Origin of the sequence: Streptomyces spinoverrucosus, assembly GCF_006539505.1 — a bacterium.
GTDB lineage: Bacteria > Actinomycetota > Actinomycetes > Streptomycetales > Streptomycetaceae > Streptomyces > Streptomyces spinoverrucosus.
In genome coordinates, this window is record NZ_BJND01000012.1 from 225,561 (window position 1) to 246,478 (window position 20,918).

The 20,918-nt window shown below is 71.0% G+C and carries 17 protein-coding genes; 10 read left to right on the forward strand and 7 right to left on the reverse strand.

Translation table 11 applies throughout. The features are described 5' to 3' along the window. Nucleotides 1-4: 4 nt before the first annotated feature. Both SSP24_RS09290 and SSP24_RS09295 read right to left on the reverse strand, forming a co-directional pair. Entirely contained in the window at nt 5-796 is a 792-nt protein-coding gene (locus tag SSP24_RS09290) for an ABC transporter ATP-binding protein (RefSeq protein ID WP_373306659.1), read from the reverse strand. Continuing rightward, the gene (locus SSP24_RS09295; protein WP_141308770.1) at nt 754-1,269 is read right to left on the reverse strand and encodes a PadR family transcriptional regulator; all 516 of its coding nucleotides are present in this window, start codon (nt 1,267-1,269) and stop codon (nt 754-756) included. The genes SSP24_RS09290 and SSP24_RS09295 overlap by 43 nt, the downstream gene beginning before the upstream one ends. A 124-nt stretch (nt 1,270-1,393) precedes the next feature. Here SSP24_RS09295 and SSP24_RS09300 point away from each other — a divergent pair, with 124 nt between their 5' ends. The 7 genes from SSP24_RS09300 to SSP24_RS09330 all read left to right on the forward strand — a co-directional run bounded on the left by SSP24_RS09300 (nt 1,394) and on the right by SSP24_RS09330 (nt 11,284). Further along, nucleotides 1,394-2,662 (forward strand): ABC transporter substrate-binding protein, encoded by a 1,269-nt coding sequence (locus SSP24_RS09300; RefSeq protein WP_141308772.1) that lies wholly within the window; start codon nt 1,394-1,396, stop codon nt 2,660-2,662. Between the two features lie 135 nt (nt 2,663-2,797). Further along, the gene (locus SSP24_RS09305; protein ID WP_141308774.1) at nt 2,798-4,429 is read left to right on the forward strand and encodes a glycoside hydrolase family 13 protein; all 1,632 of its coding nucleotides are present in this window, start codon (nt 2,798-2,800) and stop codon (nt 4,427-4,429) included. Nucleotides 4,430-4,442: 13 nt separating this feature from the next. After that, nucleotides 4,443-5,768 (forward strand): ABC transporter substrate-binding protein, encoded by a 1,326-nt coding sequence (locus SSP24_RS09310; protein ID WP_141308776.1) that lies wholly within the window; start codon nt 4,443-4,445, stop codon nt 5,766-5,768. A 1-nt stretch (nt 5,769) separates the two neighbouring features. Continuing rightward, nucleotides 5,770-7,128 (forward strand): carbohydrate ABC transporter permease, encoded by a 1,359-nt coding sequence (locus tag SSP24_RS09315; RefSeq protein WP_141308778.1) that lies wholly within the window; start codon nt 5,770-5,772, stop codon nt 7,126-7,128. Between the two features lie 31 nt (nt 7,129-7,159). Continuing rightward, nucleotides 7,160-7,999 carry a carbohydrate ABC transporter permease gene (locus tag SSP24_RS09320; RefSeq protein ID WP_141308780.1) on the forward strand — a complete coding sequence of 280 codons (840 nt, stop codon included), beginning with the start codon at nt 7,160-7,162 and terminating at the stop codon, nt 7,997-7,999. A gap of 64 nt (nt 8,000-8,063) precedes the next feature. Beyond that, nucleotides 8,064-9,770: a helix-turn-helix domain-containing protein gene (locus tag SSP24_RS09325; RefSeq protein WP_141308782.1), complete on the forward strand. Its 1,707-nt coding sequence runs from the start codon at nt 8,064-8,066 to the stop codon at nt 9,768-9,770. Nucleotides 9,771-9,907: 137 nt separating this feature from the next. Then, nucleotides 9,908-11,284 (forward strand): FAD-binding oxidoreductase, encoded by a 1,377-nt coding sequence (locus SSP24_RS09330; protein WP_141308784.1) that lies wholly within the window; start codon nt 9,908-9,910, stop codon nt 11,282-11,284. 50 nt (nt 11,285-11,334) lie between these two features. Here the strand turns inward: SSP24_RS09330 and pgl are convergent, their stop codons facing one another. The 5 genes from pgl to tkt are packed head-to-tail and all read right to left on the reverse strand — an operon-like array spanning nt 11,335 to nt 17,967. After that, on the reverse strand, nt 11,335-12,117 hold the full coding sequence (pgl, locus tag SSP24_RS09335; protein WP_141308786.1) for a 6-phosphogluconolactonase: 783 nt from the start codon (nt 12,115-12,117) through the stop codon (nt 11,335-11,337). Beyond that, nucleotides 12,114-13,202, reverse strand: coding sequence for a glucose-6-phosphate dehydrogenase assembly protein OpcA (gene opcA / locus SSP24_RS09340; protein WP_141308788.1), 1,089 nt, complete (start codon nt 13,200-13,202; stop codon nt 12,114-12,116). The genes pgl and opcA overlap by 4 nt, the downstream gene beginning before the upstream one ends. Then, nucleotides 13,199-14,722, reverse strand: coding sequence for a glucose-6-phosphate dehydrogenase (gene zwf / locus SSP24_RS09345; protein ID WP_141308790.1), 1,524 nt, complete (start codon nt 14,720-14,722; stop codon nt 13,199-13,201). Before zwf ends, opcA begins: the two co-directional genes overlap by 4 nt. A gap of 4 nt (nt 14,723-14,726) precedes the next feature. Next, nucleotides 14,727-15,845, reverse strand: coding sequence for a transaldolase (gene tal, locus SSP24_RS09350; RefSeq protein WP_141308792.1), 1,119 nt, complete (start codon nt 15,843-15,845; stop codon nt 14,727-14,729). Nucleotides 15,846-15,879: 34 nt separating this feature from the next. Next, the gene (gene tkt / locus SSP24_RS09355) at nt 15,880-17,967 is read right to left on the reverse strand and encodes a transketolase (protein ID WP_141308794.1); all 2,088 of its coding nucleotides are present in this window, start codon (nt 17,965-17,967) and stop codon (nt 15,880-15,882) included. A gap of 360 nt (nt 17,968-18,327) precedes the next feature. On the opposite strand from tkt, the gene SSP24_RS09365 reads away from it, so the two are divergent. From SSP24_RS09365 to SSP24_RS09375, 3 genes are all read left to right on the forward strand, one after another. Further along, nucleotides 18,328-19,296: a heme o synthase gene (locus tag SSP24_RS09365; protein WP_373306656.1), complete on the forward strand. Its 969-nt coding sequence runs from the start codon at nt 18,328-18,330 to the stop codon at nt 19,294-19,296. Between the two features lie 55 nt (nt 19,297-19,351). Further along, nucleotides 19,352-19,663, forward strand: a complete 312-nt coding sequence (locus SSP24_RS09370) for a hypothetical protein (protein ID WP_141308796.1) — start codon at nt 19,352-19,354, stop codon at nt 19,661-19,663. A gap of 131 nt (nt 19,664-19,794) precedes the next feature. Further along, the gene (locus SSP24_RS09375; protein WP_141308798.1) at nt 19,795-20,901 is read left to right on the forward strand and encodes an amidohydrolase family protein; all 1,107 of its coding nucleotides are present in this window, start codon (nt 19,795-19,797) and stop codon (nt 20,899-20,901) included. The last annotated feature ends 17 nt before the right edge of the window (nt 20,902-20,918 follow it).

Consider the following 20,918-nt stretch of genomic DNA (forward strand, 5'->3'; position numbering starts at 1 on the left):
CGCCTCAGTCCCTCAGCTCCAGCACCCCGGACGCCCCCACCCGGCGTGACGGGGTGCCGGTCAGCTCCGCGTCGTCCGCGATGCGCCCGTCGAAGAAGCTGATGACGCGGTCCGCGGCGCTCGCCAGCCGGGCGTCATGGGTGACCAGCACGATCGTCTGGCCACGCTGGTGGAAGCGGGACAGCAGCCGCATCACCTCGCGGGTGCCCCGGCTGTCCAGGCTGCCCGCGGGCTCGTCGGCCAGCAGCAGCGGCGGATGGTTGACCAGGGCACGGGCCAGCGCCACCCGCTGCTGCTCGCCGCCGGACAGCTCGCCCGGCATGCTGCGCTCCTTGCCGTCCAGCCCCAGCTCGGCCAGCAGCGTCTCCCGCTCGGCGCGCGCCCGCTTCGGCGGGACCCCGGCGAGGAGAGCGGGCAGCTCGACGTTGTCCGCGACCGACAGATTGGAGACCAGGTTGAAGAACTGGAAGACGATCCCGATGCGCCGCCGGCGCTCCACCGCCCAGCGCGCCTCGCTGTAGGAGTCCGTGCACTCGCCGTCCAGCCAGATGCTGCCGCTGTCCGGGCGCTGGAGTCCGCCGAGCAGATGCAGCAGCGTCGACTTGCCCGCGCCGGACGGGCCGGTCACGGCCACGAACTCGCCCCGGGCCACACACAGGTCGACCCCGCGCACGGCACGCGCCGGAGCACCCTCGCCGTGGTGCGTCTTGACCAGGCCTTCGGCGCGCAGCGCAGGAGTGGGGTGGTGCTCGCTCACTCCGACTCCTCCAGTTCCTCCTGGCAGCGCTCCAACCAGTCCAGGTCGGCCTGCAGATGCAGCATCGCGCCCTCGATCAGCAGCTGGGCGATGCGGTTGTCCCGGTTCTCGGCGGCGGCCAGCTTCGACAGGCTCCGCATGGTGTTCAGATACTGCCGCCGCTGCTTGTTGATCAGCGCGATCCGGTCGGCCAGCCCGGTCTGCGGGGCGAGCGCGAGCTTCATGAAGAACTCGTCCCGGACCCGCGGTTCGTCCGCCGTCTCCTCGTACCAGGCGTGCAGCGCCTCACGCCCGGCGTCGGTGAGGTGGTAGATCCTCTTGTTGGGCCGGCTCGACTGCTCGACCTCCTCGCCCTCGATCAGTCCCGACTTCTCCAGGCGGCCGAGGGTGACGTAGATCTGGCCGATGTTCGGCTGAGGGTACGCGGCGCCCAGCAGTTGCTCAAGGTCCTGCTTGAGCTCGTAGCCGTGGGCCGGGCCGCGCGCGAGGAGTGCCAGGAGGGGCAGGCGCACTCGTGCTCTCCTCCCCGCGTCTGCGTATTGTGCTCCACGCCCTAGTATCGCCCATACCTAACAGGTATACATGGCGACTGACTCCGGGCGAAGGGGCCCGGTGCCGGTGTACAGGGAGGAACCTATGCGGTGGATACGCGCCGCCGGTAGGGGCCTTCTCGTTCTCGTCGTCGTGCTGACCGGTTACGTCGCCTCCGGCGCCCGTGCCGACGACCGCACCGCGGGCGGCCGTGGCCCGCTCACCCTGGCCACCGCTGGAGACCTCACCGGCTATCTCGGCCCGCTGCTTCAGGACTGGAACCGCACCCACCCCGCCGAGAAGGTCACGCTCGTCGAGCTGCCGGACTCCGCCGACGAGACCCGCGCGCAGATGATCACCGACCTGCGCGACGCCCGTGGCCGCTTCGACGTCCTCAACATCGACGTCGCCTGGACCTCCGAGTTCGCGGCGGCCGACTGGATCCGCCCGCTGCCCCGGGACCGCTTCCCGCTCGGCGCCTTCCTGCCCCGGGTCGTCGACACCGCGACGTACGACCGGCGGCTGTACGCCGTGCCGTACGTCACCAACGCCGGGCTGCTGCTGTACCGCAAGGACGTCCTCGCCAAGGAGGGCGTCCCGCCGCCGCGCACCTGGGCCGAACTGGAACGGGCCGCGCGGACCATCGCCCCGAAGTACGGCCTCGACGGCTACGCCGGCCAGTTCCTGCCGTACGAGGGCCTCACCGTCAACGCGGCCGAGGCCGTGTACTCGGCGGGCGGCACGATCCTCGGCGACGAGGGCGAACGCGTCACCGTGAACTCCAACGCGGCCCGCGAGGGCATCGGCTTCCTCGCCCGCGGCGTCCGAGAGGGCTGGATCCCGCGGCAGGCGCTGACGTACAAGGAGGAGGAGTCCAAGCAGGCCTTCCTCGACGGCCGTCTGCTGTTCCTGCGCAACTGGCCCTACGCCTACGCCGCCGCCTCGGCCGAGGGCTCCCCGCTGGCCGGGAAGGTCGGCGCCGTGCCCCTGCCCGGTCCGGACGGGCCGGGCACGAGTGTGCTCGGCGGCTCCAACCTGGCCGTCAGCAGTCATGCGCGGCACCCCGACACGGCCGCGCGTCTGATCGCGTACCTCACCAGTGAGCCCGTCCAGCGCCAGGTGCTCACCCGTGGCGCGCTGCCGCCCGTACGGGCCGCGCTGTACGAGGACCCGGAGCTGGTGCGGGACTTCCCCTATCTGCCGACCCTGCGCGCGGGCGTCCTCGCGGCGGCGCCGCGCCCCAAGAGCCCGCGGTACGACCAGGTCAGCCTGGTGGTGCAGGCGGTCGTGCGCGACGCGATGACCGGGCGCGAGACGCCCGAGGGCGCGGTGCGACGGCTGGCGCGCGAGCTGGCCGCGGTGTCCAGCCGCTAGATACTTGTTAGGTAACGCGAGCATCTCATCTGACTTCGAGACGCCCCAATAAGTCCGGATTTTATCTCCCAACGTCTCAGTCTGCCCTGGTCACTTCATTGACACCTTTGCGTCATGGCTACATAACATGCATGCATGCAGAGTAGGTATCGCTGGTGGCGCGACGCCGTGATCTACCAGGTGTACGTCCGCAGCTTTCTCGACAGCACCGGGGACGGCGTCGGCGATCTCGCCGGGGTCCGGGCCGGGCTGCCGTACCTGAAGAAGCTCGGGGTCGACGGGATCTGGCTGAGCCCCTTCTATCCGTCGCCGCAGCACGACCACGGGTACGACGTGGCCGACTACTGCGACGTCGACCCGCTGTTCGGCGATCTCGCCGAGTTCGACCTCCTGGTGCGGGCCGCCCGGCGGCTCGGCATCAAGGTGCTGCTGGACATCGTGCCGAACCACTGCTCCAGCGAGCACCGCTGGTTCCGCGAGGCGCTGGCCTCGCCGCCCGGCAGCGCGGCCCGCGCCCGCTTCCACTTCGCCGACGGCCGCGGCCCCGACGGCGCCGAGCCGCCCAACAACTGGCACGCCATGTTCGGCGGCCCGGCCTGGACCCGGGTCCCCGACGGCCAGTGGTACCTGCACATGTTCACGCCCGAGCAGCCGGACTGGAACTGGCGCAACCCCGAGACCGGCGCCGAGTTCGCGCGGGTGCTGCGTTTCTGGCTCGACCGCGGTGTCGACGGCTTCCGCATCGACGTGGCCGCCGGCCTCTTCAAGCACCCCGACCTGCCGGACTCCCCGGATCCGGAGGCCGACGCCCGCACCCGCGACTCGGTCAACCCGCTCGCCTGGAACCAGCCCGAGGTGCACGACGTGTGGCGGCAGTGGCGCGCCATCTGCGACGAGTACGCCGCCCGCGACGGCCGGGAGCGGCTGCTGGTCGGCGAGGTGTCCGTGCCGACCGCCCGCGAGCACGCCCTGTACGTCCGCCCGGACGAACTCCACCAGGCCTTCTTCTTCGACCTGCTCGGTGCCCCCTGGGACCCGGACGCCTTCCGCAAGGTCATCTCCGAGGCCATGCAGGACATCGCCGGGACCGGCTCCACGGTCACCTGGGTCCTCAACAACCACGACCAGGTCCGCACCGTCACCCGCTATGGCGAACCCGCTCCCGAAGGCAGCGGCCTGGGCGCCGCCCGTGCCCGTGCCGCCGCGCTGTTGATGCTGGCGCTGCCCGGGGCCGCGTACATCTATCAGGGCGAGGAGCTGGGCCTGCCCGAGGTCGTCGATCTGCCCGACGATGTGCTCACCGACCCGATCTTTCGCCGCACCGGCAGCCGGGCCCGGATCCGTGACGGCTGCCGGGTGCCGCTGCCGTGGTCGGGGCAGGCCTCGCCGTTCGGGTTCACCTCCGGTGTCGAGGGCGTCAAGCCGTGGCTGCCGCAGCCCGAGTGGTTCGCCGAGCACGCCACCGACCGGGCCCTCGCCGACACCCGCTCCTTCTGGCACCTGTACCGCGACGGCCTCCAACTGCGCGCCTCACTGCCCCAGTTGGGCGAGGGCACGCTGCGCTGGCTGGACACCCCGCCGGACGTCCTGGCCTTCGCCCGCGGCGACGACCTGGTCTGCGCCGTGAACTTCGGCACTGCCCCTGTACCGGCCCCCGTCCCCGGCGCCCCGCTGCTGGCGAGCGGGCCCTGCCCCGACGCCGGGGTGCTGCCCGGCTCCACCGCCGCCTGGTGGATCACCGACCCCTCGTCAACTCCCCACCTCTGAAGGGACATCAACGATGATGCGACGACGTACCACCCTGCTCACCGGCTGCACCGCCCTCGTCCTGGCACTCGGCGCGACCGCCTGCGGCGGCGGCCCGGTCACGGCCGGCGGCGGGGACAAGGCGCTCAGCGGCCAGACGGTCACCGTGGCCGGTGTCTGGTCCGGCAGCGAGCAGGAGAACTTCCAGAAGGTGCTCGACGCCTTCAGCGAGAAGACCGGCGCGAAGACCCAGTTCGTGTCCACCGGGGACAACGTCTCCACCGTCGTCGGCAGCAAGATCGAGGGCGGCAACGCCCCCGACGTGGTGATGGTCCCGCAGGTCGGCGTGCTCCAGCAGTTCGCCAAGGAGGGCTGGCTCAAGCCGCTCTCCAAGACCGCCCAGTCCGCCGTCGACGCCAACTACGCGGGCGTCTGGAAGACGTACGGCAGTGTCGACGGCACGCTGTACGGCCTGTACTTCAAGGCCGCCCACAAGTCGACCGTCTGGTACAGCCCCGACGCCCTCACCCAGGCCGGGGTCGAGCCGCCGACGACGTACGAGGACATGCTGAAGGCCGGACAGACCATCTCGGACTCCGGGCTCGCCGCCTTCTCGGTCGCAGGGCAGGACGGCTGGACGCTCACCGACTGGTTCGAGAACATCTACCTCTCCCAGGCCGGGCCCGAGAAGTACGACGCCCTCGCCGCGCACCAGCTGAAGTGGACGGACGCTTCGGTGGTCGACGCGCTGACGACGCTCGGCAAGCTGTTCAAGGACAAGCAGCTCATAGCGGGCGGGCAGAAGGGGGCCCTCAACACCGACTTCCCGGGCTCGGTGGAGAAGGTGTTCGGGCCGAAGCCCGAGGCCGGCATGGTCTACGAGGGGGACTTCGTCGCCGGGGTCGCCAAGGACCAGTTCGGCAGGACCATCGGCGAGGACGCGAACTTCTTCCCCTTCCCTGCGGTCGGCGGCGGTGACGCGCCGGTCGTCAGCGGCGGCGACGCGGCCGTCGTCCTGAAGGACGGCAAGAACGCCGAGGCCGGGATGCAGCTCCTGGAGTACCTCGCCACCCCCGAGGCCGCGGCGGTGTGGGCCGAGGCGGGCGGCTTCCTGTCGCCGAACAAGAAGCTCGACCTCGCCTCCTACGGCGACGACGTGACCCGCGCGACCGCCAAGTCCCTGGTCGGCGCGGGCGACTCGGTCCGCTTCGACATGTCCGACCAGGCACCGGCGGCCTTCGGCGGCACCAAGGGCGCCGGCGAGTGGAAGATCCTTCAGGACTTCCTGCGCGACCCGTCCGACCCGAAGGGCACGGCGGCCGACCTGGAGGCCGCGGCGGCGAAGGCGTACCGGGGCTGACATGGCAGCCACACTGGTGAAAGAGGCGAGCCGTCCGGCCGCCGCGGGCTCCGGGAACGGCCGGCGCCCGCGGCGGCGGGGTCCGCTCGTCGCCCTGCTCTTCGTCCTCCCCGCGCTGCTCCTGCTCGGCGCGCTCGTCGTCTACCCCGTGCTGTTCTCCGTCGGCCGCAGCTTCTTCGACGCGTCCGGCACCCGGTTCGTGGGCGGCGACAACTACACCGAGATGTTCCGCGACCCGGCGACGCTGAAGGCCGTACGCAACACGGCGATCTGGGTCGTCGTCGCACCGACGCTGCTGACCGGGCTGGGGCTGATCCTGGCCGTGCTCGTGGAGAAGGTCCGCTGGGCGACGGCGTTCAAGCTGCTGCTGTTCATGCCGATGGCGGTGTCCTTCCTCGCGGCCGGCATCATCTTCCGGCTCGCCTACGACGAGGACCCGGACAAGGGTGTGCTGAACGCCGCCGTGGTCTCCGTCCACGACGCCTTCGAGGGCACGTCGTCCTATCCGACCGCGCGGGCGCGCGACGGGCAGGGGATGACCAAGGAGGCGGACGGGGCGTACCGGACGACGGCGAGCGCGTCGCCGGGTCAGACGGTGGTGCTCGGCCTGGTCGGGGTGCTGCCGGGTGACCTGCCCGGCGGTGCGCGGCCCGCGTACCCGGCGGCCGAGCAGAAGGCCGGTGCCGGTGAGCTGCGCGGAGTCGTGTACCTGGACTTCACGCCCGGTGGGGGAGGGGAGCAGGGCCGGGTCGACCGGCAGGAGAGCGGGCTGCCCGAGATGACGGTCGAGGCGGTGCGCGACGGCAGGACCGCCGGTACGACGACCACGGCGTCCGACGGCTCCTTCCGCTTCGCGGGCCTGGACTCGGGCTCGTACACACTGCGGCTGCCCGCCTCGAACTTCTCCCCGCCCTACGACGGCATCTCCTGGCTCGGGCCCACGCTGGTGACACCCGCGATCATCGGGGCGTACCTGTGGATCTGGACCGGCTTCGCGATGGTGCTGATCGGCGCGGGGCTGTCGACGCTGCCGAGGGACGCGCTGGAGGCGGCGCGGATGGACGGCGCCAACGAGTGGCAGATCTTCCGCAGGATCACGGTGCCGCTGCTGGCGCCGGTACTGACGGTCGTCTTCGTCACCCTGGTGATCAACGTGATGAAGGTCTTCGACCTCGTCTACATCATCGCGCCCGGCCCGGTGCAGGAGGACGCGACCGTGCTGGCGACACAGATGTGGCTGGTGTCCTTCGGCGGGGGCAACGACCAGGGCCTCGGCAGCGCGCTGGGCGTCCTGCTGCTGCTCCTGGTGATCCCCGCGATGGTCTTCAACGTCCGCCGTTTCCGAAGGAGCCAGCGATGAAAGGGGAGCCGGCGATGAAGGGAAGTCAGCGATGAACGCCGTCCGACGAAGCCTGGGCAACAGCCTGGTCCAGGCCTTCCTCGTGGTGGTGGGCCTGATCTGGCTCACCCCGCTGGCCGGGCTGTTCCTGTCGTCGCTGCGGTCCGCCGAGGACACCGCGAAGGGCGGCTGGTGGACGGTGTTCACCAGCCCCGGCCAACTGTCCTTCGACAACTACTCGGCGCTGCTGGAGAACGCGGGCATCACGCAGGCGTTCTGGAACACGGTCCTGATCTCGGTGCCGACGACGGTCCTGGTCGTCGTCATCGCGGCCCTCGCCGGATACGCCTTCGCCTGGCTGGACTTCCCGGGCCGCGAGCCGCTGTTCCTTCTGGTGGTGGCGTTGCTGGTGGTGCCGGTCCAGATCGGTCTGCTGCCGGTGGCCAAACTCTTCGGCCAGCTGGGCCTGTTCGGCACGATCCCGGGCGTCGTCCTCTTCCATGTGGCCTACGGCCTGCCGTTCGCGGTGTTCCTGCTGCGCAACTACTTCGCCGAGATGCCGAAGGAGATGCTGGAGGCCGCCCGGATGGACGGCGGCAGCGAGTGGCGCATCTTCACCCGCCTCGTCCTGCCGGTGGGCCGGCCGGCCATCGCCAGCCTCGCCATCTTCCAGTTCCTGTGGGTGTGGAACGACATGCTGGTGGCCCTGCTGTTCGCGGACAGCTCCTCACAGCCGCTGACGGTTGAACTCCAGTCGCAGATACGGCAGTTCGGCAGCAACATCGACGTCCTGGCGCCGGGGGCCTTTGTCTCGCTGATCGTGCCGGTGGCGGTGTTCTTCGCGTTCCAGCGGCACTTTGTGCAGGGGGTGATGGCGGGCTCGGTCAAGTAGTGCCGCCCTGCCTATCCTGGTGAGGGGACGGTCCGGCTCGCGGGGCGCGAGAAGGGAGCCGCGGGTGGCTGACCACAGCACCGGCACCGGCACCGGTACGGACACCGGCACCGCATCGGCTGCCTCGCAGGCCCTTCGCCGCGCCCGGGACGCCGTCGCCCGGGAGGCGTGGGCCGAGGCGTATCGCCTGCTCAGCGGAGTGTCCGCCGGTCTCACCCCGGACGACTTCGCGGCCTACGCGGACGCCGCCTGGTGGACGAGCCATGTCGAGGAGTCGATCACCGCGCGGATGAAGGCCTATGCCGGGTACGTCGCGGCGGGCGCCGAGCGGCGTGCCGGGTACTGCGCCTGGATGCTCTTCTACGAGCACCAGCTGGCGGGCCGCACGGCGGTGGCCGCCGGATGGCTGCGCCGGGCGCGGCGGCATCTGAGCGGGGAGCCCGAGTGCGTCGAGCAGTGCTATCTGGCGTGGATGGAGGCCGAGGCGGCCGCGGCGCGCGGGGCGTTCGACGAGGCCATGGCCGTGGCCCGGCGGATGGCGGGGATCGCGCGGCAGTGCGGCAGCCCGGACCTGTACGCGATGAGCGTTCAGGCGCAGGCGGGTGTCCTGCTGGCCCAGGGCCGGGTCGCCGAGGGTCTCGACCTGCTCGACGACGCGATGTGCTCGGCCATGGCGGGCGAGCTGAGCGCCTTCTTCACCGGCTGGATCTACTGCCTGGGCCTGCAGCGCTGCATGGCCTGCGCCGATCTGGAGCGTGCTGCCGAATGGACCGACGCGGCCATGAAGTGGTGCGCGGCCATGCCGGCGGAGAACAACTTCCGGGGCCTGTGCCGGGTGCACCGCGTGCAGGTGCTGGACCTGCGCGGCCGCTGGCCCCAGGCGCTTGACCAGGCCGTACGGACCTGCGAGGAGCTGCTGCCCTACGAGCGCCGGATCGCCGGCGAGGCGTTCTGCGCCACCGGGGACATCCAGCGGCGCCGCGGTGAGCTGGCCGCGGCCGAGGCGGCGTACCAGCGGGCGCACGAACTCGGCCGTGACCCGCAGCCCGGCCTCGCCCTGCTGCGGCTGGCCCAGGGCAGGCCCGAGGCGTCGGCCACCGCCCTGCGGCTCGCCCTGGCGGGCGGCGCGGACGACGGGGACGACCGGCTCGGGCGCTGCCGGCTGCTCGCCGCGCAGGTCGAGATCTCGCTCGCGCTCGGCCGGCTCGACGAGGCCCGTGCGGCGGCGGCCGAGCTGGAGACCCTCGCCCGCGACTGGCAGCAGCGGCGCGCGTCGCACACGACGATGCTGCATGCTGTCGCCGCGTCGGCGGGCGGTGCGGTCGCCTACGCCGAACACGACCTCGATCGTGCGCTGTCGCTGCTCCGCCGGGCGCTCGCCCTGTGGTTGGCGCTGGACGTGCCGTACGAGGAGGCGCAGGTCCGGATGACGCTGGCCGCCGCCGACCGGACCGCCGGCGACGACGAAGGCGCCCGCATGGAGCTGCGGGCCGCGCGGGCGACCTTCGAGCGGCTGGGCGCCGTGCCGGACGCGCGGCGGGCGGCGGCGCTGCTCGGGAGCGCGGGCGGCCGGCAGCCCGGCGAACTCACGGACCGGGAGATCCAGGTGCTGCGGCTGGTCGCCGCGGGCAGGACGAACCGGGCGATCGCCGCGGAGCTGGTGATCAGCGAGCACACCGTCGCCCGGCACCTCAACAACATCTTCGCCAAGCTCGACGTGAACTCGCGGGCCGCGGCGACCGCGTACGCGTACCAGAACCGCCTGGCCTGAATGGGCCGTTCTGCCCATGCCCGACGGGGCGGGATGGGCGGTTCCGGCGATGAGGGCCGCCCGGACCGGGGCGTACACCGGTGGTGCGACCCGTTCTCCGACCTGACGGAAAGCCTGACGGAAAGCAGGTGGCGGTCATGACCACCTCCACACGTTCCCTGGACGAGCGGCGGCTGCGCGGATCCGTGCGCGGCGACATCGTCGAGCCCGGCGACCCCGACTACGACGAGGCCCGCACGGTCTACAACGCCATGATCGACAAACGGCCCGCCATCGTCGTCCGGGCCGTCGACGCGGGCGATGTCATCGCCACCGTGGACTTCGCCCGCGAACAGGGGCTGCCACTCGCCGTGCGCGGCGGCAGCCACAGCGTCCCCGGCTACGGCACCTGCGACGACGGGGTCGTCCTCGACCTCGGGCGGATGCACGGGATCCGGGTCGACCCCGAGACGCGTACCGCGTGGGCCGAGGGCGGTTGCACCTGGGCCGACGTCAACCACGCCACGCACGCCTTCGGCCTGGCCACCACCGGCGGAGTCGTCTCCACGACCGGCATCGGCGGCCTCACCACGGGCGGCGGCATGGGCTATCTGGCCCGGCGTTGCGGTCTGGCCTGCGACAACCTGCTCTCGGTCGACCTGGTGACCGCCGACGGATCCTTCCTGACCTGCACCGAGGACCAGCACGCCGACCTGATGTGGGCGGTGCGCGGCGGAGGCGGGAACTTCGGGGTCGTCACGTCGTTCGCGTACCGGCTGCACCCCATCGCCGACATCCTCGGCGGGCCGACGTTCTTCCCGCTCGACGGCGAGGTGATCCGCCGCTACCGAGAGATGATCGCCGACGCGGACGACAGGCTCGGCGCGCTGCTCATCGTGGGCCTCGGACCGCCGCTTCCGTTCCTGCCCGAGCGCTGGCACGGCCGGCCGGTCTGCGCGGTGGTCGGCTGCTGGAGCGGACCGGAGGAGCAGGACGACCGGATCCGGTCCCGGATCGCCGGGCTCGGCCCCGTCCTCGGTCGGAAGGTCGACCGCATTCCCTACCCGGTGATCAACACGCTGTTCGACGAGCTGCTGCCCGCGGGCCTCTTCCACTACTGGAAGGGCACCTTCAGCCGCGGCCTGCCGGACGGGGTCATCGACGCGTACGTCGAGTACGGCGCCTCGACCCCCACCATCCAGAGCGCCACGGTGGTGTTCCCCCTCGACGGCGCCGTCCAGCGGGTCGGGCCCGAGGACACCGCCTTCGCCTACCGGGATGTCGACTTCGCGACCGCGCTCAGCCCCGCCCTCACGACCCGCGAGGACTGCGAGGCCCAGAAGGACTGGATCCGGGCCTTCTACGGGGCGCTCCGCCCGCACTCCGCCGAGGGCGGGTACGTCAACTTCATGGACGCGGACGACCAGGATCGCGTACGCGCCAACTACCGTACGAACCACGCCCGTCTGACGGAGATCAAGCGGCGCCACGACCCCGGGAACCTGTTCCGGCTCAACCACAACATCGCCCCGTGAGACGAGAAGGCCCCAGGCGATCGACCTGGGGCCTTCCGGGAAAGCGGTTCTCAGGGTGAAGCCGGAGGATACAGCGATCGCGGCAGCTGGGAGGCCGCCGCCGCGTCCAGCAGCCACAGGGTGCGCTGCCTGCCGTACGCGCCCGCTGCCGGGGCCTGGATCTCGCCGGCGCCCGAGAGCGCCATGGCCGCGGCGTTCGCCTTGTCCTCGCCCGCCGCCAGCAGCCACACCTCACGGGCCGCCCGGATCGCCGGGAGGGTGAGGGTGATACGGGTCGGTGGAGGCTTGGGGGCGCCGTGGACGCCGACCACCATGCGGTCCGTCTCCCGCACCGCGGGCAGCTCCGGGAACAGGGACGCCACGTGGGTGTCCGGGCCGACGCCCAGCATCAGGACGTCGAACGTCGGGACCGGGGCGTGGTTCTCCGGGACCGCCGCCCCGGCCAGTTCCTCGGCGTAGGCGGCCGCCGCCGCGTCCACGTCCGAACCGTACGGGCCGTCCGACGCGGGCATGGCGTGCACGCGCTTCGGGTCCAGCGGGACGGAGTCGAGGAGCGCCTCGCGGGCCTGGGTGACATTGCGGTCCGGGTCGCCCTCGGGCAGGAAGCGCTCGTCGCCCCACCACAGGTCCAGGCGGGCCCAGTCGATGGCGTCCCGGGCGGGCGCGGCGGCCAGCGCGGCCAGCAGGCCGTTGCCGTTGCGGCCGCCGGTCAGGACGACGGACGCGGTGCCGCGCGAGGCCTGTGCGTCCACGATCTTCGTGATCAGCCGGGCCGCGGCGGCCTGCGCCATCAGTTCCTTGTCGCGGTGGACGACCAGTTGGGGTGTGCTCACTTCGCCGCCGCCTTCTTCACCGGTGCCGGCGCCGCCGCGTCCTTCGCGGGTGCTTTCGCAGCGGTTTCGAGGGGAGCCGGGACGGCTTCCGGCTCGTCGCCGGCGCCGTCTCCTTCGGCTTCTCCTTTGGCGGGCGGCTCCGCCGCGGCGGCCGACGCCGAGGCGTTCAGCCGGTCCACCCCGTACCGCAGCGCCGACGCATACGTGTCGTCCGGATCCAGCCGCCGCAGCTCCTCCGCGATCAGCTCGGCCGTCTCCCGGCGCTTCAGCGCCACCGCACGGTCCGGCTGGCCCTGGATGGACAGCGTGGCCAGCGAGCCGTCGGCGCGGTCGAGGGCGATCGGGCCGCAGTCGGTGTCCATGCGGACCGCCGTGAGACCGGGCCCCGGGGACAGCGAGCGCCGGACGGGGACGTCCAGCCGGTCCGCGAGCCACATCGCCAGCAGCTCACAGCTCGGGTTGAACTCCTCGCCCTCCACCTCGACACCCTTGACCTCGCAGACGACCTGGTCGAGGGCCGCCGCGAGCATCGAGCGCCAGGGCGTGATCCGGGTCCACGACAGGTCGGTGTCGCCGGGCGTGTAGGTGTCGGCGCGGGCGGACAGCTCCCGCACCGGCTGCTCGGCGGCGTAGGTGTCGGTGACCCGGCGCTGGGCCAGCGCGCCGAGCGGGTCGTTCGCCGGGTCGAGAGGCGCGTTGACCGGCCACCACACGACGACGGGGGCGTCCGGCAGCAGCAGCGGCAGCACCACCGACTGCGCGTGGTCGGCCACATCGCCGTACAGCCGCAGGATCACCGTCTCGCCGGTGCCCGCGTCCGCGCCCACCCGCACCTCGGCGTCGAGGCGGGACTGCGTGCGGTCCCGGGGGGTGCGCGAGACGCGCCTGATGACGAGGAGGGTGCGCGAGGGGTGCTCGCGCGAGGCGTCGTTGGCGGCCTTCAGGGCGTCGTAGGCGTTCTCCTCGTCGGTGACGATGACCAGGGTGAGGACCATGCCGACGGCGGGTGTGCCGATGGCGCGGCGGCCCTGCACAAGCGCCTTGTTGACCTTGCTGGCCGTGGTGTCGGTGAGGTCTATCTTCATGGCCGGCGCCAGCTCCGTCCGTCTCGTTCGAGCATCTGGTCCGCCTCGACGGGCCCCCACGTGCCGGCCGGGTACTGAGCGGGCCTGCCGTTGCGGTCCCAGTACTCCTCGATCGGGTCGAGGATCTTCCAGGACAGCTCGACCTCCTCGGTGCGCGGGAAGAGGTTGGAGTCGCCCAGCAGGACGTCCAGGATCAGCCGCTCGTACGCCTCCGGGCTGGACTCCGTGAAGGACTCGCCGTACGCGAAGTCCATGGAGACGTCCCGGATCTCCATCGAGGTGCCCGGCACCTTGGAGCCGAAGCGGACGGTGACGCCCTCGTCGGGCTGGACGCGGATGACGATCGCGTTCTGGCCCAGCTCCTCGGTGGCCGTGGTGCCGAAGGGGGAGTGCGGGGCGCGCTGGAAGACCACCGCGATCTCGGTGACGCGGCGCCCGAGGCGCTTGCCGGTGCGCAGGTAGAACGGCACGCCGGCCCACCGCCGGTTGTCGATCTCCAGCTTGATCGCGGCGTAGGTGTCGGTCTTGGACGCGCGGTCGATGCCGTCCTCTTCGAGGTAGCCGATGACCTTCGCGCCGCCCTGCCAGCCCGCCGCGTACTGTCCGCGCACGGTGTCGCGGCCCAGGTCCTTGGGCAGCTGCACGGCGCCCAGCACCTTGGTCTTCTCCGCGGCCAGCGCGTCCGCGTCGAAGGAGGCCGGCTCCTCCATCGCGGTCAGCGCGAGCAGCTGCAGCAGATGGTTCTGGATGACGTCACGGGCGGCGCCGATCCCGTCGTAGTACCCGGCCCGGCCGCCGATGCCGATGTCCTCGGCCATGGTGATCTGCACGTGGTCCACGAAGGACCGGTTCCAGATCGGCTCGAACATGGTGTTGGCGAAGCGCAGCGCCAGGATGTTCTGGACGGTCTCCTTGCCCAGGTAGTGGTCGATCCGGAAGACCTGGTCCGGGGCGAAGACCTCGTGGACGACCTTGTTCAGTTCCTCGGCCGACGTCAGGTCGTGCCCGAACGGCTTCTCGATCACCGCGCGGCGCCACGAGCCGCTCGTCTGGTCGGCCAGCCCGTGCTTCTTCAGCTGCTGGATGACCACCGGGAAGGAGCGCGGCGGCACCGACAGGTAGAAGGCGAAGTTGCCGCCCGTGCCCTGCGCCTTGTCCAGCTCGTCGATGGTGCCGCGCAGCCGCTCGAAGGCGTCGTCGTCGTCGAAGGTGCCCTGCACGAAGCGCATCCCCTGGATGAGCTGCTGCCAGACCTCCTCGCGGAACGGCGTACGGGCGTGTGCCTTGACGGCGTCGTGGACCTCCTGCGCGAAGTCCTCGTTGGCCCACTCGCGGCGGGCGAACCCGACCAGCGAGAAGCCCGGCGGCAGCAGACCCCGGTTCGCGAGGTCGTACACCGCGGGCATCAGCTTCTTTCGTGACAAATCGCCCGTGACGCCAAAGATGACCAGGCCCGACGGCCCCGCGATACGCGGGAGCCGTCGGTCTGCGGGGTCACGCAGCGGGTTGCTGCTCGACAAGGTTTCAGCCCTCCGAAGGGGCGAGTCGCTTCAGCTCGGCCTCGGTCGAGGCCAGCAGGTCGTTCCAGGACGCCTCGAACTTCTCGACGCCCTCGTCCTCAAGAAGCTGGACCACGTCGTCGTACTTGATCCCGAGCTGCTCGACCGCGTCGAGTTCGGCGCGGGCCTGCTCGTACGTCCCGGCGACGGTGTTGCCGGTGATCTGCCCGTGGTCCTCGGTGGCCAGCAGGGTGGCCTCGGGCATGGTGTTGACAGTGTTCGGCGCGACCAGGTCGTCGACGTACATGGTGTCCTTGTACGCCTTGTCCTTCACGCCGGTCGACGCCCACAGCGGACGCTGCTTGTTGGCGCCCGCCTTGTCCAGCGCGCTCCAGCGGTCCGAGCCGAAGACCTCCTCGTACGCCTGGTAGGCGAGCCGCGCGTTGGCGACGGCGGCCTTGCCGCGCAGCGCCTTGGCCTCGTCGGTGCCGAGCGCGTCGATCCGCTTGTCGATCTCGGTGTCCACGCGGGACACGAAGAAGGACGCCACCGAGTGGATCAGGGAGAGGTCGAGGCCCTTCGCCTTCGCCTTCTCCAGACCGGAGAGGTAGGCGTCCATGACCTCGCGGTAGCGCTCCAGCGAGAAGATCAGCGTGACGTTGACGCTGATGCCGTTGCCGATCGTCTCGGTGATCGCCGGCAGACCCGCCTTGGTGGCCGGGATCTTGATCAGGGTGTTGGGCCGGTCCACCAGCCAGGCCAGCTGCCGGGCCTCGGCGACGGTCGCGCGGGTGTTGTGCGCGAGGCGCGGGTCGACCTCGATGGACACCCGGCCGTCCTTGCCGCCGGTGGCGTCGAAGACGGGGCGCAGGATGTCGGCGGCGTCCCGGACGTCCGCCGTGGTGATCATGCGGACGGCTTCCTCGACGGTGACCTTGCGGGCGGCGAGGTCGGCGAGCTGCTGCTCGTACCCGTCACCGGACGAGATCGCCTTCTGGAAGATCGTCGGGTTGGTGGTGACGCCCACGACGTGCTGCTGGTCGATCAGCTCGGCGAGGTTGCCGGACGTGATCCGCTTGCGCGACAGGTCGTCCAGCCAGATCGCGACGCCTTCATCGGAGAGGCGCTTCAGTGCGTCTGTCATGGAAAATGCATCTCCTACGTGTCGTATATGAGCGTCAGCGCTGGGCTGCGGCGATCGATTCCCGGGCTGCGGAGGCGACGTTCTCGGCAGTGAAGCCGTACTCGCGGAAAAGGACCTTGCCGTCGGCCGAAGCCCCGAAGTGCTCCAGGGAAACGATGCGACCGGCGTCCCCGACGTACTTGTGCCAGGTCAGGCCGATCCCCGCCTCGACCGCGACACGAGCCTTCACGGACGGTGGCAGCACGCTGTCCCGGTACCCCTGGTCCTGCTCCTCGAACCACTCCACGGACGGCATCGACACCACGCGCGTGGGCACACCGTCGGCCTGGAGCCGCTCGCGCGCCTCGACGGCCACATGCACCTCGGAACCGGTGGCGATGAGGACGACCTGCGGCTCGCCGCCCTCGGCCTCCAACATCACGTAACCGCCGCGCGCGGCCTCGTCGTTGGGCTCGTACGTCGGCACGCCCTGGCGGGTCAGCACGAGGCCGTGCGGGGCACCCTTGCCGAACTCCTTGGTGTACCGCCCGAGGATCTCGCGCCAGGCGATCGCGGTCTCGTTGGCGTCCGCCGGGCGGACCACGTTCAGCCCCGGGATCGCGCGCAGCGACGCCAGGTGCTCGACCGGCTGGTGCGTCGGGCCGTCCTCACCGAGACCGATGGAGTCGTGCGTCCAGACGTACGTCACCGGCAGGTGCATCAGCGCCGACAGGCGTACGGCGTTGCGCATGTAGTCGGAGAACACCAGGAACGTGCCGCCGTAGACACGGGTGTTGCCGTGCAGCGTGATGCCGTTCATCTCCGCGGCCATGGAGTGCTCACGGATGCCGAAGTGGATCGTGCGGCCGTACGGGTCGGCCTCGGGCAGCGGGTTGTCCGCCGGGAGGAACGACGACGTCTTGTCGATCGTCGTGTTGTTCGAGCCGGCCAGGTCGGCCGAGCCGCCCCACAGCTCGGGGATCACCGCGCCGAGGGCCTGGAGCACCTTGCCGGACGCGGCACGCGTCGCGACGCCCTTGCCCGCCTCGAAGACCGGGATCTTCTCCTCCCAGCCGGTGGGCAGCTCGCCCTTGCTGATCCGGTCGAACTCGGCGGCGCGCTCGGGGTTGTTGTCGCGCCACTCCTGGAACGACTTCTCCCACTCGGCCTTCGCCTGCCGGCCCCGCTCGATCGCCTGCCGGGTGTGGCCGATGACCTCGTCCGCGACCTCGAAGCTCTGCTCCGGGTCGAAGCCGAGGACGCGCTTGGTGGCCGCGACCTCCTCGTCGCCGAGCGCCGAGCCGTGCGCGGCCTCGGTGTTCTGGGCGTTGGGGGCGGGCCAGGCGATGATCGAGCGCATCGCGATGAAGGACGGCCGGTCCGTGACCTTCTTGGCCGCCTCGATCGCGTTGTAGATCGCGTGCGGGTCCAGGTCGCCGTCCGGCTTCGGGGCGATCCGCTGCACGTGCCAGCCGTACGCCTCGTACCGCTTGACCGTGTCCTCGGAGACGGCGGTCTCGGTGTCGCCCTCGATCGAGATGTGGTTGTCGTCCCACAGCAGGATGAGGTTGCCGAGCCTCTGGTGGCCGGCGAGGGAGGAGGCCTCGGCGGAGATGCCCTCCTGGAGGCAGCCGTCACCGGCGATGCAGTAGACGAAGTGGTCGAACGGGGACTCGCCCTGGGCCGCGTCCGGGTCGAACAGACCGCGCTCGTAGCGAGCCGCCATCGCCATGCCGACCGCGTTGGCGACACCCTGGCCGAGCGGGCCGGTGGTGGTCTCGACGCCCACGGTGTGGCCGTACTCGGGGTGACCCGGGGTCTTCGAACCCCACGTCCTGAAGGCCTTCAGATCGTCCAGCTCCAGGCCGAAGCCGGCCAGGTACAGCTGGGTGTAGAGGGTCAGGGACGAGTGACCGGCGGACAGGACGAAACGGTCCCGCCCCACCCAGTCGGCGTCCGCCGGGTCGTGCCGCATCACCTTCTGGAAGAGGGTGTAGGCGGCCGGCGCCAGGCTCATCGCCGTACCGGGATGGCCGTTGCCGACCTTCTGTACGGCATCGGCGGCCAGGACGCGGGCGGTGTCGACGGCCCGCTGGTCCAGCTCGGTCCACTCGAGGTCTGTGGTGGTCGGCTTGGTGCTCACCCTGGGTCAGGGCTCCTCTCCACATGTCGAAGGCCGGTGTCCTGCGCGTACACCGGCTGCCGGTGCACTGGGCGCCCACCGGCCGTTGTCGAGCCTACCCCCGTAAGAACGTGCGTTTTTTCGAGTCATTCCAGACTGCCGGGAGTGTCGTGGATCCGCCTCCCGACCGGGTCGCTTTCGCATTCGGCAAGTGAATACGCAGCCGCTCATCTGACCGCTCAATCGACGCCCTCGGCGCACCTCGGAGCACGCCGTCCAACACGACCCCACCCCCGCGAAGGTCGCGGTATGGGCAACGTCTACAGTGGCGTGGTACGCGCGAGCCTTTACCGGGACTTCACACGGTTTGGGCTTGCTGGGATGTCTCTGTCAGGGGTGTGCGTGACGGCCGTTGAATCCCGTCCTGCGGGGCTTATCGGGACGAGCGAGAGCCCGAGTCACCGGCCGTTCGGGGCCCGTGTGAAGGCGTTCGTGGCGCTGACCAAGCCGCGGATCATCGAGCTGCTGCTGATCACCACAGTGCCGGTGATGTTCCTCGCCGAGCAGGGTGTGCCGGACCTCGGCCTCGTGCTCGTCACCTGCATCGCCGGGTACCTCTCCGCGGGCGGCGCCAACGCGCTCAACATGTACATCGACCGTGACATCGACGCGCTGATGGACCGCACCTCGCAGCGTCCGCTGGTCACCGGCATGGTCAGTCCGCGCGAGTGCCTCGCCTTCGGCATCGCCCTCGCGATCGCCTCCACTCTTCTCTTCGGCCTCGCGGTCAACTGGCTGTCGGCGTGGCTCGCCCTCGGCGCACTCCTCTTCTACGTCGTCGTCTACACGATGATCCTCAAGCGCCGCACCTCGCAGAACATCGTGTGGGGCGGTATCGCGGGCTGTATGCCGGTGCTGATCGGCTGGACGGCGGTGACGAACTCGCTGTCCTGGGCGCCGCTCATCCTGTTCATGGTCATCTTCTTCTGGACGCCGCCGCACTACTGGCCGCTGTCGATGAAGGTGAAGGACGACTACGCGCGCGTCGGTGTGCCGATGCTGCCGGTCATCGCGTCCAACAAGGTCGTCGCCAAGCAGATCGTGATCTACAGCTGGGTCATGGTCGCCGTCTCGCTGCTGCTGACCCCGCTCGGCTACACCGGCTGGTTCTACACGCTGGTCGCGCTGGTGGCCGGCGGCTGGTGGCTGTGGGAGGCGCACGCGCTGCAGAACCGGGCGAAGGCCGAGGTGACGGGCGCGAAGCTGAAGGAGATGCGGCTGTTCCACTGGTCGATCACCTATGTGTCGCTGCTGTTCGTGGCGGTGGCGGTGGACCCCTTCCTGCGCTAGGACCTGTCGTTTCCGGCGCTGGTCGTTTCGGCTACTCGTCGGTAGCATCCTGGTCATGGGAGACACGCAGCAGGTGGACGAGCGCCGGGTGACCCGGCTCGCCAAGCAGATCAACGCCTTCGCCAAGGCCCACGGAGGGGCGGAGGCCCAGGTCTCGTACATCGGACAGCGCGGTGCCCGGATTGTGCTGGTCGGCGAGGACGGCGGCTGGGGCGACCTGGTGGCACCGACGTACGCGATCGCCGAGAAGGCGGTGGAGAAGTCCGGCCTCACGGCCCACGAGGCGTTCGACGGCGAGTTCGCGGCGAAGGTGAAGACCGGCCCGTACGAGTGGAAGCGGATGGCCGGGATCCAGATCGGCGGCTGAGCGGCACCCCTTTCCGGGCATTCCCGGGTATTTCCCGGACGTTTTTCCGAGGGCGCGGGGAACGCAACACCTGACACCCGGTTCACCCGTTAGGACTCGTAGGAGTACGTGGTCCAGTCGCGGGAGTCCGGATGATCGAAACGCCGTCCCTCGTGGACCAGTACTGCCACGGCGTGCTGAGAACGGAGCTGGGCCTCGGCACCTTCGAGGCCCAGCTGGCCCGCACCGAGGGCCCGCCCGCCCCCGGCACCACCCTCTTCGACACCCAGACCGGCTTCGCGGTACGCCGCTGGTGCCCCCCGCTGCTCGGCCTGGAACCGCACTGCCCGCCCGCCCGCTATCTCGCCCGGCGTCGCGAACTCGGCGTACTGGAGGCGGCCCGGCGGTTGCTGCGCGGCAGTGGCATCACGACGTATCTCATCGACACCGGACTGCCCGGCGACCTGACCAGCCCCGCCGAGATGGCCTCGACCGCGACCGCCGAGGCGCGTGAGATCGTCCGCCTGGAACTGCTGGCCGAGCAGGTCGCCGACACCTCCGGCACCGTCGAGTCATTCCTGGCGAACCTCGCCGAGTCGGTGCACGGGGCCGCGGCGAACGCCGTCGCCTTCACCTCGGTCGCGGGTGTCCGGCACGGCCTCGCGCTCGCGCCCGAGCCGCCGGGGGCGGGTGAGGTGCGGGGCGCGGCGGGCCGCTGGCTGGCCGGTCGGCGGGTCGGCGGCGAGCTGAGCGACCCGGTGCTGCTACGGCATCTGCTGTGGATCGCGGTCGCCTCCGGCCTGCCCCTCCAGCTGCACGCCGGGCTCGGTGAACCGGGCCTGCGCATCGACCGCACGGACCCGGTGCTGCTCACGGACTTCGTCCGCGCGACGGCCGGCATGGGCACCGACCTGATCCTGCTGCACGGCTACCCGTACCACCGCCACGCCGCCCACCTCGCCGGCGTCTTCCCGCACGTCTACGCCGACTCCGGCGCCGCCCTGGTCCGCACCGGCGCCCGCGCCGCCACCGTCCTCGCCGAGATCCTGGAACTGGCCCCCTTCGGCAAGATCCTCTTCTCCAGCGGCGCCCAGGGCCTGCCCGAACTGCACGTGGTCGGCGCCCGCCTGTTCCGCGAGGCCCTGGCCCGCGTCCTGGGCACCTGGGTGACGGAGGGCGCCTGGTCCCTGACGGACGCCCAGCGGGTCGCGGGCCTGATCGCGGCGGGGAACGCGCGCAGGGTGTACGGGCTGGACTGAGCCACACAGACTGGGCG

What these genes read in the sequence shown, in the direction of transcription:
- SSP24_RS09300 (WP_141308772.1), top strand. Translation starts at nt 1,394, where the DNA reads ATGCGGTGGATACGCGCCGCCGGTAGGGGCCTTCTCGTTCTCGTCGTC.
- SSP24_RS09305 (WP_141308774.1), top strand. Translation starts at nt 2,798, where the DNA reads ATGCAGAGTAGGTATCGCTGGTGGCGCGACGCCGTGATCTACCAGGTG.
- SSP24_RS09310 (WP_141308776.1), top strand. Translation starts at nt 4,443, where the DNA reads ATGATGCGACGACGTACCACCCTGCTCACCGGCTGCACCGCCCTCGTC.
- SSP24_RS09315 (WP_141308778.1), top strand. Translation starts at nt 5,770, where the DNA reads ATGGCAGCCACACTGGTGAAAGAGGCGAGCCGTCCGGCCGCCGCGGGC.
- SSP24_RS09320 (WP_141308780.1), top strand. Translation starts at nt 7,160, where the DNA reads ATGAACGCCGTCCGACGAAGCCTGGGCAACAGCCTGGTCCAGGCCTTC.
- SSP24_RS09330 (WP_141308784.1), top strand. Translation starts at nt 9,908, where the DNA reads ATGACCACCTCCACACGTTCCCTGGACGAGCGGCGGCTGCGCGGATCC.
- opcA (WP_141308788.1), bottom strand. Translation starts at nt 13,202, where the DNA reads ATGAAGATAGACCTCACCGACACCACGGCCAGCAAGGTCAACAAGGCG.
- tal (WP_141308792.1), bottom strand. Translation starts at nt 15,845, where the DNA reads ATGACAGACGCACTGAAGCGCCTCTCCGATGAAGGCGTCGCGATCTGG.
- SSP24_RS09365 (WP_373306656.1), top strand. Translation starts at nt 18,328, where the DNA reads ATGTCTCTGTCAGGGGTGTGCGTGACGGCCGTTGAATCCCGTCCTGCG.
- SSP24_RS09370 (WP_141308796.1), top strand. Translation starts at nt 19,352, where the DNA reads ATGGGAGACACGCAGCAGGTGGACGAGCGCCGGGTGACCCGGCTCGCC.
- SSP24_RS09375 (WP_141308798.1), top strand. Translation starts at nt 19,795, where the DNA reads ATGATCGAAACGCCGTCCCTCGTGGACCAGTACTGCCACGGCGTGCTG.